Source organism: Planococcus antarcticus DSM 14505 (assembly GCF_001687565.2).
Taxonomy (GTDB): Bacteria; Bacillota; Bacilli; order Bacillales_A; family Planococcaceae; genus Planococcus; species Planococcus antarcticus.
Window position 1 is genome coordinate 1686738 of sequence record NZ_CP016534.2, and the last position, 14492, is coordinate 1701229.

A 14492-nucleotide genomic window follows, 5' to 3' on the forward strand; every position below is an offset into this window, starting at 1 on the left:
TTGGCTCATTTTGCAGATTTTTAAAGCTAGAAACCTTGCTAAATAAAGCTTTTTAAACTGGTAAGATTCTACAGCGGAAAATTATTATTGAAATGAAGTTTCAATATGTAGTATGCTGGGAAATGAAGTAATACTATATATAGTATATAACTCCATATAACACGAAGGAGGAATTGTCAAATGGTTTCCGTCACACAATCCCAGTATTCATTAAATTCCAGAGCGTTGAACGAAGATATCAAAACGTTCCCGCAAGTACACACAATTACTCCTGATATGAAATTAACGCATAAAGGGGTATCTCGCCTCGTGATGATTGACCGCTATTCATTTAAGGATACGGAGAAAAAAACTCTTAAGGCAGGCGATTTTGTTGTATTGACTGTCAAGGAAGATCCGAAATTCCCTGCCCGCGGCCTTGGCTATATTGTCTCAATCGATCAGCAATCCAACAAAGCGCAGGTTTGGATCGAGGAAGACTATAGAAGTGCTATCGACAATCCTAAGGAACAAGAAGCGGGTATTGTCAATCGCCCCATCGAAGTAATCGAGAAGCCACTTGAAGTATTCTATGAGCAGATTGCGAAACGTAATGCGACAGGACTTGCTTCTGTAGAGAAAACACCTGAAAAGCGCCAAGAGTGGTTTAAAAAATTCTACCAGCAATTAGTTGGCTTAAAGTTCATCCCAGCTGGCCGCGTTCTCTACGGAGCTGGAGCCGATACGGATGTAACGTATTTCAATTGTTACGTTATGCCATTTGTAGCCGATTCGCGCGAAGGTATTTCTGATCACCGCAAGCAGGTGATGGAAATTATGAGTCGAGGAGGCGGAGTTGGTACCAACGGTTCAACACTTCGACCACGAAACACATTAGCTCGCGGAGTCAACGGCAAATCATCAGGTTCTGTATCCTGGCTGGATGATATCGCTAAGCTGACGCATCTTGTCGAGCAAGGGGGCTCACGACGCGGGGCTCAGATGATCATGCTTGCCGACTGGCATCCAGATATTGCGGAATTTATCATTTCGAAAATGCAAAATCCGCGTATCTTGCGCTATTTGATCGAAAACACTGAAGATGAAACCATCAAGAAATTGGCTTATGATAAACTGAAATTCAAGCCTTTGACAGAGCAGGAAGATGCGATGTACCAAGGAATCCTAAACTACCGCACAATCCCTGGCATGGGCGGATTCAACGAGAAGATTATGCGTGACGCTGATACGAAGCTGCGCGATGGCGGAACTTATACGGTCCATAATGAAGAATTTTTGACAGGTGCTAACATTTCAGTCACCTTGACGAGCGATTTCATGACAGCTGTTGAAAACGATGCTGATTTCGAATTACGCTTCCCAGCAGTAGAATCCTATTCAAAAGAAGAAATGGCCGTTTACAACGAACAATGGCAAGAAGTGGGCGATGTCCGCGAATGGGAGCGAATGGGCCACGGCGTCCGTGTCTACCGCACGATGAAAGCCCGTGAACTATGGAACCTAGTCAATATCTGCGCGACATATTCAGCAGAACCCGGCATTTTCTTTATTGATAACGCCAATGAAAAAACAAATGCGGCGGCATATGGACAAAAAGTCGTTGCGACAAACCCTTGCGGCGAACAGCCACTGGCACCTTATTCTGTCTGTAATTTGGCTGCGGTCAACCTAGCACAATTCGTAGATTCGAAAACGAAGACAGTCGACTTTGAAGCTTTGAAAGATACTGTCCGCGTCGGTGTCCGCATGCAAGACAATGTCATTGATGCAACTCCATATTTCCTGGAAGAAAACCAAGTGCAGGCACTCGGCGAACGTCGTGTCGGACTTGGCGTCATGGGACTTGCTGATCTATTAATTTACTGTGATAAAGAATACGGTTCACCTGAAGGCAATGACCTTGTGGATGAAATCTTCAAGACGATTGCCACGGCGGCGTATGAAGTATCGACTGACTTGGCAGCAGAACGCGGCAGCTTCCCATTTCTTGTCGGCAAAACCGATGATGAAACGGCAGCACTTCGCAAAGCGTTCACTGAAACCGGATTTATGCAGGACATGCCAGAGCACGTCCGTGAAGCAGTCCTTGAAAAAGGAATCCGCAATTCACATCTATTGACAGTGGCGCCAACAGGATCTACTGGAACGATGGTCGGCGTTTCAACTGGACTTGAACCTTACTATTCATTCACCTACTATCGCAGCGGCCGCCTTGGAAAATTTATTGAGGTCAAAGCTGATATTGTCGGTGAATACCTGAAGAACAACCCAGAAGCCAATGAAGAAAACCTGCCGAAGGCATTTGTCACGTCTATGGACCTGGCGCCGGAAGCACACGCAGATGTCCAGTGCATCATCCAGCGTTGGATCGATTCATCCATTTCGAAAACAGTCAACGCACCGCGCGGCTATACAGTCAAACAAGTAGAAGGTGTCTATGAGCGTTTATACAAAGGTGGAGCAAAAGGCGGTACGGTTTACGTCGACGGCAGCCGCGACTCACAAGTTCTAACATTAAAAGCTGAAGACAACACATTTGAAGAAGAACACCAGCCGGAAGAAACTGGCAAGCGTCCGATCGTCTTGATCGACACGATTCAAGATCTCCGTTCTACTAATGTCGCTATCGGTTCAGAAGTGGGCGACACGTGTCCGGTTTGCCGTAAAGGGACAGTGGAAGAAATGGGCGGCTGCAATACTTGCACTAACTGCAACGCTCAACTGAAATGCGGATTGTAAACTGATCAGCGCGATGGCCAAACAGCCACCGCGCTTTTTTTTGTTTTTTTAATGAAAATGAGTTACTCGGACTGTGTTGAGTAGGAGCATCCGCTTTTCTATGTCCAGACGCCAGCGCCTAGCTCTTCGGGTCATAAGCCAACCCTGCAGAGTGGCAAAGAACGCCACTCTGTAGGTCTGTCTTATGCCTGTCAGAGCTAAGCAGGCGCATTCGCTTTTCTATGTCTAGACGTCAGCAGCCAGATGCTAGGGTCATAAGCCACCCTAGCTGTGCAGCTGAAGAAACGCCACTTCGCCAGCGCGTCTTATGCCCGTCGAATCTACATGGGCGCTTGCGCTTTTCTTTTATAGTTGCTCGATTGTTCTGATATGTTAAAATAATGAAGAATGTGTCAGGGGAAGGAGAAGGTCGAATGCGCGTGCTGATATTGAATGGTCCAAATTTAAACCGCCTGGGTAAACGAGAGAAAGAAGCATATGGAACGTTTACACTAGAAGAGCTGGAGCAGGAGCTGGTGGAGTTTTCTTATCACCATAATATTGAATTGATTTGCCGTCAGTCGAACCATGAAGGCGAATTGATCGACTGGATTCATGGAGCGGGCGATGAAGCGCTTACTGGTATCGTTTTGAATGCGGGTGCCTATACGCATACGAGCATTGCTATACGTGATGCCATTGCCGCCATCCAGGTCCCTGTAATTGAAGTACATATATCGAATGTTCACAAACGCGAGGAATTCCGCCACTATTCTTATATCTCCCCGGTCACCACCGGGCAGATTGTTGGATTTGGACAGGATGTCTACAAGTTGGCGCTACAAGCTTTGATCTTAAGACAGGAGAGAGGATGAACACATTGAAACTTCAAAAATTACGCACTGAAATGAAGCGCAGGGAAGTTGGGGCAATATTAGTCACCAGTCCTTTTAACCTCCGCTATATCACCGAATTTACCGGTACTGCCGGGCTGGCGATTATCACACCGGAAAGAGCGATATTCATTACGGATTTCCGTTATACGGAACAGGCAAACGACCAGATAAAAGAGTTTGAAGTGGTACAAGCAGAAAAAAATCTGATGGACCAGGCTGTTCAGACCATTAAGTCCTTGGGCATTCAAACCCTTGCTTTTGAGCAGGATTACATGACCTATGCAACGGCCATTCAGTACAAAACGAAAATGGATGCGGAATTGGAACCCATCAGCGATTTGATTGAAAAGATCCGGATGGTCAAGACGCCCGAGGAAGTTTCTATCCTGAAAGCTGCCGCTAAAATCGCGGATGATGCCTTTGAACATATTTGTGGGTTTATTCGTCCGGGGCTGAAAGAACTGGAAGTTTCCAATGAGCTCGAGTTTTTCATGAGAAAGCAAGGAGCGACTTCATCGAGTTTTGATATCATTGTTGCTTCAGGACTTCGCTCAGCGCTGCCGCATGGCGTAGCGTCGGATAAGGTCATTGAAAAAGGCGACATGATTACCTTGGATTACGGAGCCCTTTATAACGGTTATATCTCTGATATTACGCGCACGGTGGCTGTTGGTGAACCATCAGCGCAGATGAAGGAAATTTATGATATTGTATTGAAAGCACAGGAATTGGGCGTGGAAAAAATCGGACCGGGCATGAGTGGCATCGAAGCGGACGCCATTGCGCGTGACTTCATCAAATCTAAAGGTTATGGCGAAGCATTTGGGCATTCTACGGGGCACGGTATCGGTTTGGAAGTCCACGAAAGTCCCGGCCTGTCATTCAGATCGGAAACGGTTTTGGAGCCGGGCATGGCTGTAACGGTGGAACCAGGAATTTATCTTCCGGGAATTGGCGGAGTGCGCATTGAAGATGATATACTGATAACCGAGTCAGGAAATGAACGGTTGACTAACTCCACAAAAGAGCTACGCATTTTATAACAAACGGAGGAACTATTATGATTTCAGTAAACGATTTTAAAACAGGTGTCACAATTGAAGTAGACGGCGGAATTTGGCGCGTTATAGAATTCCAGCATGTAAAACCGGGTAAAGGTGCAGCATTTGTGCGATCAAAACTTCGCAATCTGCGTACTGGCAGTGTCACTGAAAAGACATTCCGTGCGGGTGAAAAAGTAGCCAAAGCACAAATTGACAATAGTAAAATGCAATATTTATATGCTAATGGAGATATGCATGCATTTATGGATATGGAGACTTTCGATCAAATCGAATTGCCTGAAAAAAACATTGAATACGAATTGAAGTTTCTTCAGGAAAACATGGAAGTCCAGGTAATCCAGTTCCAAGGCGAAGTGTTAGGCGTTGAATTGCCGAACACAGTTGTCCTTGAGGTGGTCGAAACAGATCCAGGCATCAAAGGCGACACAGCAAGCGGCGGTTCAAAACCAGCGAAGCTGTCAACCGGCTTGTCTGTCCAAGTACCATTCTTCATCAATGAAGGCGATCATTTAATCGTCAACACAACCGACTCTTCATACGTGTCACGAGCTCAATAATATGTAGGAGGCCTCTATTTTAGAGGCCTTTTTTTAAAAAGTTGGCTTAGCTATTTCAAAATAGCCTGAAAAAGTCTAAAATAGAATAGAAATCAGTTAAATATATATTAGGGGAGTAGGATGAATATGAAAATTCAAGAAATCCGTGAAATTATCAAATTGGTAGATGGGTCATCAATTGAAGAATTCTCTTACGAATTTGAAGGCGTCAAAGTCAAAATGAAAAAAAATGGTTCGGGCAATGCTCGGCAAACTGGCAGCTCTTCTGTCCAAGCACCTCAAGCTTTAAAAACAGTAGAAGCACCAAGTGCACCAGCACCAACAAAGGAATCAGAAGCAGAGAGATTGGTATCACAGGAAACGCCGGAAATCCCGGTTGATAACGACTCTGAGTACCACAAAATTCTTTCGCCGATGGTTGGCACATTTTATGAGTCTCCAACTCCTGATGAGGCAGCTTATGTTCAGCCAGGAACAAAGGTCACTTCCGATCAAGTGGTCTGCATCGTCGAAGCGATGAAGTTATTCAATGAAATCGAAGCTGAAGTGGATGGGGAAATTGCTGAAATTCTTGTAAAAGATGGTCAGCTGGTTGAATACGGCCAGCCTTTATTCCTTGTGAAAGCAAACTGAGGAAAGGGGAGATGACGATGAAGAAAGTATTGATTGCAAACCGTGGAGAAATTGCGGTCCGGATCATCCGTGCCTGTAAAGAAATGGATATCGAGACGGTAGCTGTATATTCAGAAGCCGATAAAGAAGCGCTTCATGTCGAACTTGCGGATGAAGCTTATTGCATCGGTCCGAAATTATCAAAAGACAGCTATTTGAACTTTTCCAATATTATATCAGTGGCCAAATTGACAAATTGTGACGGCATCCATCCGGGGTACGGATTCCTGGCAGAAAACGCCAGCTTTGCTGAACTTTGTGAAGCCTGTGACATTATGTTCATCGGTCCGACTGCAGATGCGATTTCACGTATGGGCACGAAAGATGTTGCGCGTGAAACGATGCGGAAAGCAGGAGTGCCTGTCGTTCCAGGTTCGACCGGTATTGTTGCCAGTGAAGAAGATGGGCTGCGCATTGCCGATGAACTCGGATTTCCGGTCATTATCAAAGCGACCGCTGGCGGTGGTGGAAAAGGAATCCGTGTAGCACATACGCGCGAGGATTTCATCAAAGGCCTGAACATGACACAGAAAGAAGCGGCAGCGGCTTTCGGCAATCCAGGTGTCTATATCGAGAAATTCATCGAGGATTTCCGCCATATCGAAATTCAAGTACTTGCCGATTCCCATGGCAACGCCATTCATTTAGGCGAGCGTGATTGTTCCATCCAGCGCCGCATGCAAAAACTGGTCGAAGAAGCGCCATCACCGGCTCTGTCGCCAGAATTGCGCGCAGAAATGGGCGATGCCGCGGTCAAAGCGGCTTTGTCTGTCGATTACCGTGGAGCAGGGACAGTGGAATTCATCTTTGACGCCGTCAACCAAAAATTCTATTTTATGGAAATGAACACCCGCATCCAGGTAGAACATCCGGTTACTGAAATGATTACAGGAATTGACTTGATCCAACAACAATTGAAGGTTGCTTCGGGCGAAACACTTGCCTATAAACAGGAAGATGTAACTTTTAAAGGCTGGTCGATCGAATGCCGCATCAATGCGGAAAATCCGGCCAAGAATTTCATGCCTTCAGCTGGGAAAATTGACATGTACCTGCCCCCGGGCGGTATGGGTGTAAGAATTGATTCCGCTATGTATTCAGGGTATACGATTCCGCCCTATTATGATTCCATGGTGGCGAAACTGATTACGTTCGCAGATACGCGCGAAGAAGCGATCGCAAAAATGAAGCGCGCTTTGGATGAGTTCGTCATCGAAGGAGTGTTTACGACGATTCCATTCCATTTGAAATTAATGGATCACGAAGTATTCAAGTCAGGCGATTTTAATACGAAATTCCTTGAAAAATACGATGTACTGGGATCATAAGGAGGAGCTTTTCAAATGGCAGAAAAAACAGCACCTTACGTACGCATGAAATCACTTGGAGCACAGGATTTAGGCAATATCGAAGTGGCTCCGGAAGTGTTGGAAATCATCGCAAGCATCGCTGCAACAGACATTGAAGGTGTTGCCAGCATGCGTGGCAATTTTGCATCCGGCGTTGTCGAGCGTTTGGGGAAAAAGGTTCACGGCAAAGGCATCAAAACCGACTTGTCTGAAGAAGGACTGGCGATTGATGTTTATTGTGTCATCAATTACGGTGTTTCCATTCCGAAGACTGCTTTAAAGATTCAAGAACAGGTACGGCAGACACTTGAAAATATGACTTCACTTCAAACACAGGAAGTGAATGTCCATATTACCGGTGTCAATTTCGAGCCTCAAGCAGCAGAATAAGCAGTGAGGCTGTCCTGAAGACCAAACAATGGCTTCGGGACAGCCTCTTCTTTGTTTTTAACGGTTGAATCCAAAATGTTTCTGCGTTAGAACACAAAGCACAAAAGGCGCCAATGACCTATTGACCGAACATTTCAAACATGGAAGTTCAGCCGGAATACCTGTATAATGAAGGGTAATTAGCTGTGAAAAGGAGATCGGATATATTATGAAACGACACGAAGCACGCGAAAAAGCGCTTCAGACCTTATTTCAATTAGAAGGCACTGAACTGACCATCGATGAAGCCATGGACCATGTAATGGCTGGAGAAAATGACAATTTCTATAGTTTGCTAGTGCAGGGCACCCATGCCAATGTGGCAGAGATCGATGAAAAACTGGTCGGTCACCTAGAAAACTGGTCGTTGGAGAGGTTGCCGAAGATTGAACGAACGATTCTTCGCATGGCCATCTTTGAACTGAACTATATGGAGGATGCGCCATCACGCGTCATCATGAACGAAGCGATTGAACTGAGCAAAACATTCGGAGACGATAAATCCAGCCGCTTCGTCAATGGTGTCCTCTCGAAATTCACAGACGAAACAGCAAATTAATTGGAGGGGTTTACATGACTGCAAAATTGATTGATGGAAAAGCGGTAAGCCAGAAAATTAAAATACAAGTAAAAGAACGCGTGGAAAAATTAGCGCAGCAGGGCATCATCCCAGGGCTTGCCGTCGTGCTAGTTGGGGAAAACTCTGCCTCCCTTACATATGTGAAAAATAAGAAAAAGACCTGTGAAGCACTGGGCATGCGATCTGACCTTCACCAGTTTCCCGATTCACTGACCGAACAGGAACTGCTTACGAAAATTGATGAGTTGAATAAGGATCCGCATATCCACGGCATTCTTGTGCAATTACCACTACCGAAGCAAATCGACGAATTTGAGGTCATTTCGGCGATTAGCCCCGAAAAAGATGTCGATGGATTCCATCCGATTTCAGTCGGCAATATGATGATTGGCAAAGAGGCCTTTCTGCCGTGCACACCGCGTGGCATCATGGAATTGCTGGCTCATTACGGCATTGATCCGGCGGGCAAGCATGCAGTGGTAATCGGTCGCAGCAATATCGTCGGCAAGCCGATTGGACAGTTGCTGCTTCAAAGGGATGCGACCGTGACTTATTGCCACTCCAAAACCAAGGATTTGGCGAATTTTACAGTCCAGGCGGATATCCTGATCGCAGCCATCGGCAGAGCAAAATTCATCGATCATACGTTCATCAAACCGGGTGCAGTCATCGTTGATGTCGGCATGAACCGGGACAACAGCGGCAAATTATGCGGAGATGTCGATTTTGAGGATGTCCAGGAAACGGCTGGCTTCGTGACGCCGGTACCAGGCGGCGTTGGACCGATGACCATTGCGATGCTGATGGGAAATACACTGCAATCAGCTGAAAAAGGGTTATCAAAGACAAAATAGATATAAGCATGTAAAATAAGGAACAATAGGGCTGTTTTTCGAAAGAAAGACAGCTTTTTAAATTCACAGATAGGGGTTGAAAGTGTGTCAACCGACCCGTACTTAAGTGTCAAAGCGTTAACCAAATACATAAAGAAGAAATTTGATGCCGATCCCCACCTCCGCGACGTCTATGTCAAAGGTGAGCTGTCGAATGTCAAAATCCATACCAGTGGCCATATTTATTTCACATTGAAGGACAATGTCGCACGTTTGCCGGGCGTCATGTTTTCGGCAAGCGCTAAATCCGTTAAATTCAAGCCGGAAAGTGGTATGACTGTGCTAATCCGCGGGGATGTCTCGGTCTATGAAGCGTCCGGCCAATACCAATTGTATGCACAGTCCATGCAGTCTGATGGCATCGGTGATTACTATCTGGCATTTGAACAATTAAAAGAAAAGTTGGCTAAAGAAGGGTTGTTCAATGCTTCCCATAAAAAGGAACTGCCGCGTTTTCCGAAAAGAATAGCGGTGGTCACTGCCCAGACAGGTGCGGCAGTACGCGACATCATCATCACGCTCTATCGTCGTTATCCGTTAGCAGACGTTGTGCTGTTTCCAACGCTTGTGCAAGGAACCGGGGCGACGCAATCTATAGTCAAGTCCATCCAGGCGGCCAATAAAGGCGAATTTGATGTGTTGATTGTTGGACGAGGGGGTGGCTCGATTGAAGACTTATGGGCTTTCAATGAAGAAGCGGTAGCGCGTGTCATCTTTGATTCGCGGATCCCAGTCATTTCTGCTATTGGCCATGAAACCGATACCACTATCGCTGATTTCGTTTCAGATCTTCGGGCACCAACACCGACAGCTGCTGCGGAATTGGCTGTACCAAGCCAAGCAGAGCTGCTAGAACGTGTTTCAAATTATCGCAGCCGCATGTACCGGGTTGTTTCGGGAACCGTCAATCAGCAAAAGCAAGCCTTGAATCGATACACCTCATCGTTGCCGCTGTCCTATCCGGAGCGTTTATACCGTCCGTTTATCGAGCGTGTTGAGCGCGCCACCGAGTCGCTGCAGCGGGAATCACTGCAACACTTAAAACGTTCACAAGAACGGTACCGGACGCTGGATCAGCAACTGAAATCACGCGTGCCGCTCCAGCGGATACGCCAATCCGAAACAGAAGTGGCAGAGCTGTCAAGAAGGCTCGATTATCAGCTGGATCAATTGCTGAAGAGTCGCTCGCAGCAATTGTCGTCAGCAATTCGAACGCTTGATGCGCTGAGTCCACTTAAAATCATGGACCGGGGTTATTCGATCCCATATGTAGAAGGAGCCGTCGTTAAAAGTGTATCGCAAGTGAAAGCAGGCGATCGACTGACTATCGCGATGAAAGACGGTACCGTCCAAACAATTGTCAATGAAATAAATCCAGCAAATGGAGGAGACTGAAACAATGGCTGAAAAGAAAATCATGTTTAATGATGCAATGGAACAATTGGAGGAAATTGTCCGTCAGCTCGAGCAAGGGGATGTTCCGCTTGAACAAGCGCTGACGCTTTACCAAAAAGGAATGGAGCTTTCAAAAATTTGTCATGATAAATTGCAGAATGCGGAAAGCCAATTGGTGACGATGATGAAAGATGGCAAAGAAGTGCCGACTGACATAGAAATGGACGGGAATGCCAAATGAATTTAACCGAATTCCGTACTCACTACGAACCACTTATCCAACAGGAAATGGCTGAGCAGATCTTGTCCCTGTCGATACCGAATTCGTTAAAGGAATCGATGCATTACTCGCTTCAGGCTGGTGGAAAACGGATCCGTCCGATTCTGCTGTTGGCGGTCCTTCATGAATTGAGCGGGCAAGAACATCCGGATGCGCTCAAAGTGGCTGCAGCAATTGAAATGATCCATACCTATTCGCTGATCCATGATGATTTGCCGAGTATGGACAATGACGATTTACGGCGTGGTATGCCCACCAATCACAAGGTTTTCGGGGAAGCCGTTGCCATTCTTGCCGGTGATGCACTGTTGACTTACAGCTTTGGCATCGTGGCACGCTTGCAACATGTTTCAAGTGACGATAAAGTGCGCTTGATGGATTTGATGAGTGTTTCTTCAGGAGCTGAAGGAATGGTTGGTGGGCAGGTGTTGGATATCGAAGGCGAAGAGAAGAAACTGACACTCGAAGAATTGGAGCAGGTACACCGTTTAAAAACGGGTGCTTTGCTGACATACAGTATTTTGGCCGGTGGCATCCTAGCGCAAGCTTCCAATGAGGAAATTTTAGCACTCAGCCGATTTGGTGAGCATATAGGACTTGCTTTCCAAATCCAAGATGACATTTTGGATGTCACAGGAACTTCACAGGAGCTTGGAAAAACAGCTGGGAAAGATGAATCAAGCGAAAAAAGCACGTATCCAGGTCTTTTGACTTTGCCGAAAGCCAAGGAGAAGCTGGAATTTCACGCTTCTGAAGCGATCAATGCCCTCCAATCACTGAAAGGTGAAAAAGCATTGCTTATGCAGCTTACACAGTTAATCGTCCAAAGAAAAAGCTGATTTTTCAAGGCTCTGATTTGTACATTCGCAGTGGACTGATATAATATGAACAGACAGTCTGAAGGAAAATTTTATAAAAGGAGCGTGATGGCAATGGATCTTCATTCGATTACTAGTCCATCTTTCTTAAAAGAGTTGAATACCAAACAGCTTGAAGTATTAAGTAAAGATATAAGACGGTTTCTAATAGAAAATTTATCAAGAACAGGCGGGCATATCGGTCCGAATCTCGGAGTAGTGGAACTGACGGTTGCGCTGCATAAAGTATTCGACAGCCCGACAGACAAATTTATTTGGGACGTGGGGCATCAATCCTATGTCCATAAAATCTTGACAGGAAGAGCTAGCCAATTCGACACTTTGCGTCAATTCAAAGGCCTTTGCGGATTCCCAAAACGCAATGAAAGCGATCACGATGTCTGGGAAACCGGCCACAGTTCGACTTCCTTATCAGCAGCAATGGGAATGGCGGCAGCTCGTGATATTAAAAAAACCGGCAATTACGTCATTCCAATTATTGGTGACGGGGCATTAACAGGCGGAATGGCTTTTGAAGCGTTAAATCATATTGGTCATACAAAGACGGATATGACGATTATTCTGAATGACAACGAAATGTCCATTGCTCCGAATGTCGGTGCCATGCACAGTATGCTCGGCCGGATGCGGACAGCCGGAAAATACAATAAAGTCAAAGACGATCTGGAATATCTATTGAAAAAAGTGCCTGCTGTCGGTGACAGACTGGCTTCAACGGCTGAACGGGTAAAAGATTCCTTGAAATATCTAGTGGTTTCCGGCATGTTCTTCGAAGAAATGGGCTTTACTTATTTGGGGCCGATCGATGGCCACGACCTGGAAGAACTGGAAGAAAATATGCGTTATGCTAAGAAAACAAAAGGACCTGTGCTGCTTCATGTTGTCACGAAAAAAGGCAAAGGATTCTTGCCGGCAGAACAGGATATAATTGGAACTTGGCATGGCATTGGTCCTTACAAGATGGAAACAGGCGATTTAGTGAAATCTTCTTCAAAAGCACCTTCATGGAGCGGCCTGGTAGCGGAAACTGTCCGTAAACTTGCCCGTACGGATGAACGGATTGTGGCCATTACGCCAGCAATGCCTGTCGGTTCGAAACTGGAAGGATTTGCTTCTGAATTTCCAGATCGCATGTTTGATGTCGGGATTGCGGAACAGCATGCCACTACGATGGCTGCTGGACTGGCGACACAGGATATGAAGCCATTCTTGGCTATTTATTCCACATTCCTGCAACGCGCATACGATCAGGTAGTCCACGATATTTGCCGCCAGAATTTGAATGTCTTTATCGGAATCGACCGTTCTGGTCTAGTTGGAGCAGACGGTGAAACGCATCAGGGCGTTTTTGATATCGCATTCTTGCGTCATTTGCCGAACATGGTCATCATGATGCCAAAAGACGAAAATGAAGGACAACATATGGTTAAAACTGCTATTGATTACAACGGTGGACCTATTGCTTTACGTTATCCAAGAGGCAACGGCCTAGGCGTTCCGATGGATGAGGAACTTCACGCGTTGCCGATCGGTTCATGGGAAGTACTGAAAGAAGGAACCGATGCGGTAATTTTGACATTCGGCACAACAATTCCGATGGCGTTGCATGCAGCAGAACAATTACTTGAGCAAGGCATTTCAGCTGAAGTGGTCAATGCCCGTTTCATCAAACCGATGGATCAGGCAATGCTGCACACTATCTTCGAGCGCAATATCCCGGTGGTGACGATAGAAGAAGCTGTTTTACAAGGCGGATTCGGCAGTGCCGTTCTGGAGTTTGCACAGGAAAATGACTATCGCGAGTCTGCTATTGACCGTTTGGGAATTCCGGATCAATTTATCGAACATGGCGACGTTTCTGAATTGCTGGATGAAATCCATCTAAACAGCGACGAAGTCGTCCGGGTCGTCAAAAAATGGACGAAAGCCCAAAAGCAGGCAGGCTCGACCATTCTATGAACAAACCCAAAAAAGAACGTGTAGATGTTTTGTTGGTTGAACGGAGCATCTGTGAAACACGTGAAAAAGCAAAACGGGCTATTATGGCCGGAATCATCTATTCAGGTTCTGAGCGGATGAACAAGCCAGGAGAGAAAATTTCAGAAGACGCACCCCTGCAGATGAAAGGCAATGACTTGAAATACGTCAGCCGCGGAGGACTGAAGCTTGAAAAAGCCCTTCAGGAATTCGATTTGTCGGTGGACGGCAAACTGATGCTCGATATTGGCTCATCAACGGGCGGCTTTACGGATTGTGCCCTTCAAAACGGTGCCAAGCATTGCTACGCGCTCGATGTCGGCTATAACCAATTGGCCTGGAAGATTCGGCAAGATGAACGCGTGACGGTGATGGAACGGGTGAATTTCCGCCATTCCAAACCTGAGGATTTTGGTCAGGGGCTGCCGGAATTCGCGACAATCGACGTGTCTTTCATTTCCTTGCGCATCATATTTCCGGTTTTAAAAGAGGTTTTGGTTCCAGGAGGCGACGTGATTGCACTAGTCAAACCGCAGTTTGAAGCCGGAAGAGAAAATGTTGGGAAAAAAGGAATCATCCGGGATGCAAAAATTCATCGCGACGTGTTGCAAAAAGTCGGCATGTTTGCGGTCGATTCCGGTTTCTATGTGAAAAATATGTCGTTTTCACCGATTACTGGTGGAGAAGGCAATATCGAGTTTTTGTTTCATCTTCAATCCGCCGCTGAAGGCGATGAAATAGCCGATATCTCTGTTTCATCGATCAACGAGACGGTAGAGTCAGCACACAAATTATTGTAAGCAC

14 protein-coding genes are annotated in these 14492 nt (G+C 46.1%); all 14 read left to right on the forward strand.

Annotation, left to right across the window (positions count from 1 at the left end):
* The first annotated feature begins 180 nt into the window (after positions 1-180).
* A complete protein-coding gene (locus tag BBH88_RS08425) occupies positions 181-2739 on the forward strand; it encodes a vitamin B12-dependent ribonucleotide reductase (RefSeq protein ID WP_006830448.1) in 2559 nt (852 codons plus the stop codon).
* A 413-nt stretch (positions 2740-3152) separates the two neighbouring features.
* On the forward strand, positions 3153-3593 hold the full coding sequence (aroQ, locus tag BBH88_RS08430; protein WP_006830447.1) for a type II 3-dehydroquinate dehydratase: 441 nt from the start codon (positions 3153-3155) through the stop codon (positions 3591-3593).
* Positions 3590-4657, forward strand: a complete 1068-nt coding sequence (locus BBH88_RS08435) for a M24 family metallopeptidase (protein WP_269148246.1) — start codon at positions 3590-3592, stop codon at positions 4655-4657. Before aroQ ends, BBH88_RS08435 begins: the two co-directional genes overlap by 4 nt.
* Positions 4658-4674: 17 nt before the next feature.
* A complete protein-coding gene (gene efp / locus BBH88_RS08440; RefSeq protein ID WP_006830445.1) occupies positions 4675-5235 on the forward strand; it encodes an elongation factor P in 561 nt (186 codons plus the stop codon).
* A 126-nt stretch (positions 5236-5361) separates the two neighbouring features.
* Complete coding sequence (gene accB / locus BBH88_RS08445) at positions 5362-5868, forward strand: acetyl-CoA carboxylase biotin carboxyl carrier protein (RefSeq protein WP_006830444.1); 507 nt, start codon at positions 5362-5364, stop codon at positions 5866-5868.
* 17 nt (positions 5869-5885) lie between these two features.
* Entirely contained in the window at positions 5886-7235 is a 1350-nt protein-coding gene (accC, locus tag BBH88_RS08450; protein WP_006830443.1) for an acetyl-CoA carboxylase biotin carboxylase subunit, read from the forward strand.
* A gap of 15 nt (positions 7236-7250) precedes the next feature.
* Positions 7251-7646, forward strand: coding sequence for an Asp23/Gls24 family envelope stress response protein (locus BBH88_RS08455; RefSeq protein ID WP_006830442.1), 396 nt, complete (start codon positions 7251-7253; stop codon positions 7644-7646).
* Positions 7647-7854: 208 nt separating this feature from the next.
* Positions 7855-8244 carry a transcription antitermination factor NusB gene (gene nusB, locus BBH88_RS08460; RefSeq protein WP_006830441.1) on the forward strand — a complete coding sequence of 130 codons (390 nt, stop codon included), beginning with the start codon at positions 7855-7857 and terminating at the stop codon, positions 8242-8244.
* Between the two features lie 14 nt (positions 8245-8258).
* Positions 8259-9119 carry a bifunctional methylenetetrahydrofolate dehydrogenase/methenyltetrahydrofolate cyclohydrolase FolD gene (gene folD, locus BBH88_RS08465; protein WP_065536957.1) on the forward strand — a complete coding sequence of 287 codons (861 nt, stop codon included), beginning with the start codon at positions 8259-8261 and terminating at the stop codon, positions 9117-9119.
* An 84-nt stretch (positions 9120-9203) separates the two neighbouring features.
* Entirely contained in the window at positions 9204-10553 is a 1350-nt protein-coding gene (xseA, locus tag BBH88_RS08470; RefSeq protein WP_065536956.1) for an exodeoxyribonuclease VII large subunit, read from the forward strand.
* A gap of 4 nt (positions 10554-10557) precedes the next feature.
* Complete coding sequence (gene xseB, locus BBH88_RS08475) at positions 10558-10794, forward strand: exodeoxyribonuclease VII small subunit (RefSeq protein ID WP_006830438.1); 237 nt, start codon at positions 10558-10560, stop codon at positions 10792-10794.
* Positions 10791-11672, forward strand: coding sequence for a polyprenyl synthetase family protein (locus BBH88_RS08480; protein ID WP_006830437.1), 882 nt, complete (start codon positions 10791-10793; stop codon positions 11670-11672). The genes xseB and BBH88_RS08480 overlap by 4 nt, the downstream gene beginning before the upstream one ends.
* 93 nt (positions 11673-11765) lie before the next feature.
* Positions 11766-13670 (forward strand): 1-deoxy-D-xylulose-5-phosphate synthase, encoded by a 1905-nt coding sequence (gene dxs, locus BBH88_RS08485; protein WP_065536955.1) that lies wholly within the window; start codon positions 11766-11768, stop codon positions 13668-13670.
* Entirely contained in the window at positions 13667-14488 is an 822-nt protein-coding gene (locus BBH88_RS08490) for a TlyA family RNA methyltransferase (RefSeq protein ID WP_006830435.1), read from the forward strand. Before dxs ends, BBH88_RS08490 begins: the two co-directional genes overlap by 4 nt.
* Positions 14489-14492 lie beyond the last annotated feature (4 nt).

Excerpts from the sequence above, each read along its gene's own strand:
- BBH88_RS08425 (WP_006830448.1), top strand. The coding sequence starts at position 181 with ATGGTTTCCGTCACACAATCCCAGTATTCATTAAATTCCAGAGCGTTG.
- aroQ (WP_006830447.1), top strand. The coding sequence starts at position 3,153 with ATGCGCGTGCTGATATTGAATGGTCCAAATTTAAACCGCCTGGGTAAA.
- BBH88_RS08435 (WP_269148246.1), top strand. The coding sequence starts at position 3,590 with ATGAACACATTGAAACTTCAAAAATTACGCACTGAAATGAAGCGCAGG.
- efp (WP_006830445.1), top strand. The coding sequence starts at position 4,675 with ATGATTTCAGTAAACGATTTTAAAACAGGTGTCACAATTGAAGTAGAC.
- accB (WP_006830444.1), top strand. The coding sequence starts at position 5,362 with ATGAAAATTCAAGAAATCCGTGAAATTATCAAATTGGTAGATGGGTCA.
- accC (WP_006830443.1), top strand. The coding sequence starts at position 5,886 with ATGAAGAAAGTATTGATTGCAAACCGTGGAGAAATTGCGGTCCGGATC.
- BBH88_RS08455 (WP_006830442.1), top strand. The coding sequence starts at position 7,251 with ATGGCAGAAAAAACAGCACCTTACGTACGCATGAAATCACTTGGAGCA.
- nusB (WP_006830441.1), top strand. The coding sequence starts at position 7,855 with ATGAAACGACACGAAGCACGCGAAAAAGCGCTTCAGACCTTATTTCAA.
- folD (WP_065536957.1), top strand. The coding sequence starts at position 8,259 with ATGACTGCAAAATTGATTGATGGAAAAGCGGTAAGCCAGAAAATTAAA.
- xseB (WP_006830438.1), top strand. The coding sequence starts at position 10,558 with ATGGCTGAAAAGAAAATCATGTTTAATGATGCAATGGAACAATTGGAG.
- BBH88_RS08480 (WP_006830437.1), top strand. The coding sequence starts at position 10,791 with ATGAATTTAACCGAATTCCGTACTCACTACGAACCACTTATCCAACAG.
- dxs (WP_065536955.1), top strand. The coding sequence starts at position 11,766 with ATGGATCTTCATTCGATTACTAGTCCATCTTTCTTAAAAGAGTTGAAT.
- BBH88_RS08490 (WP_006830435.1), top strand. The coding sequence starts at position 13,667 with ATGAACAAACCCAAAAAAGAACGTGTAGATGTTTTGTTGGTTGAACGG.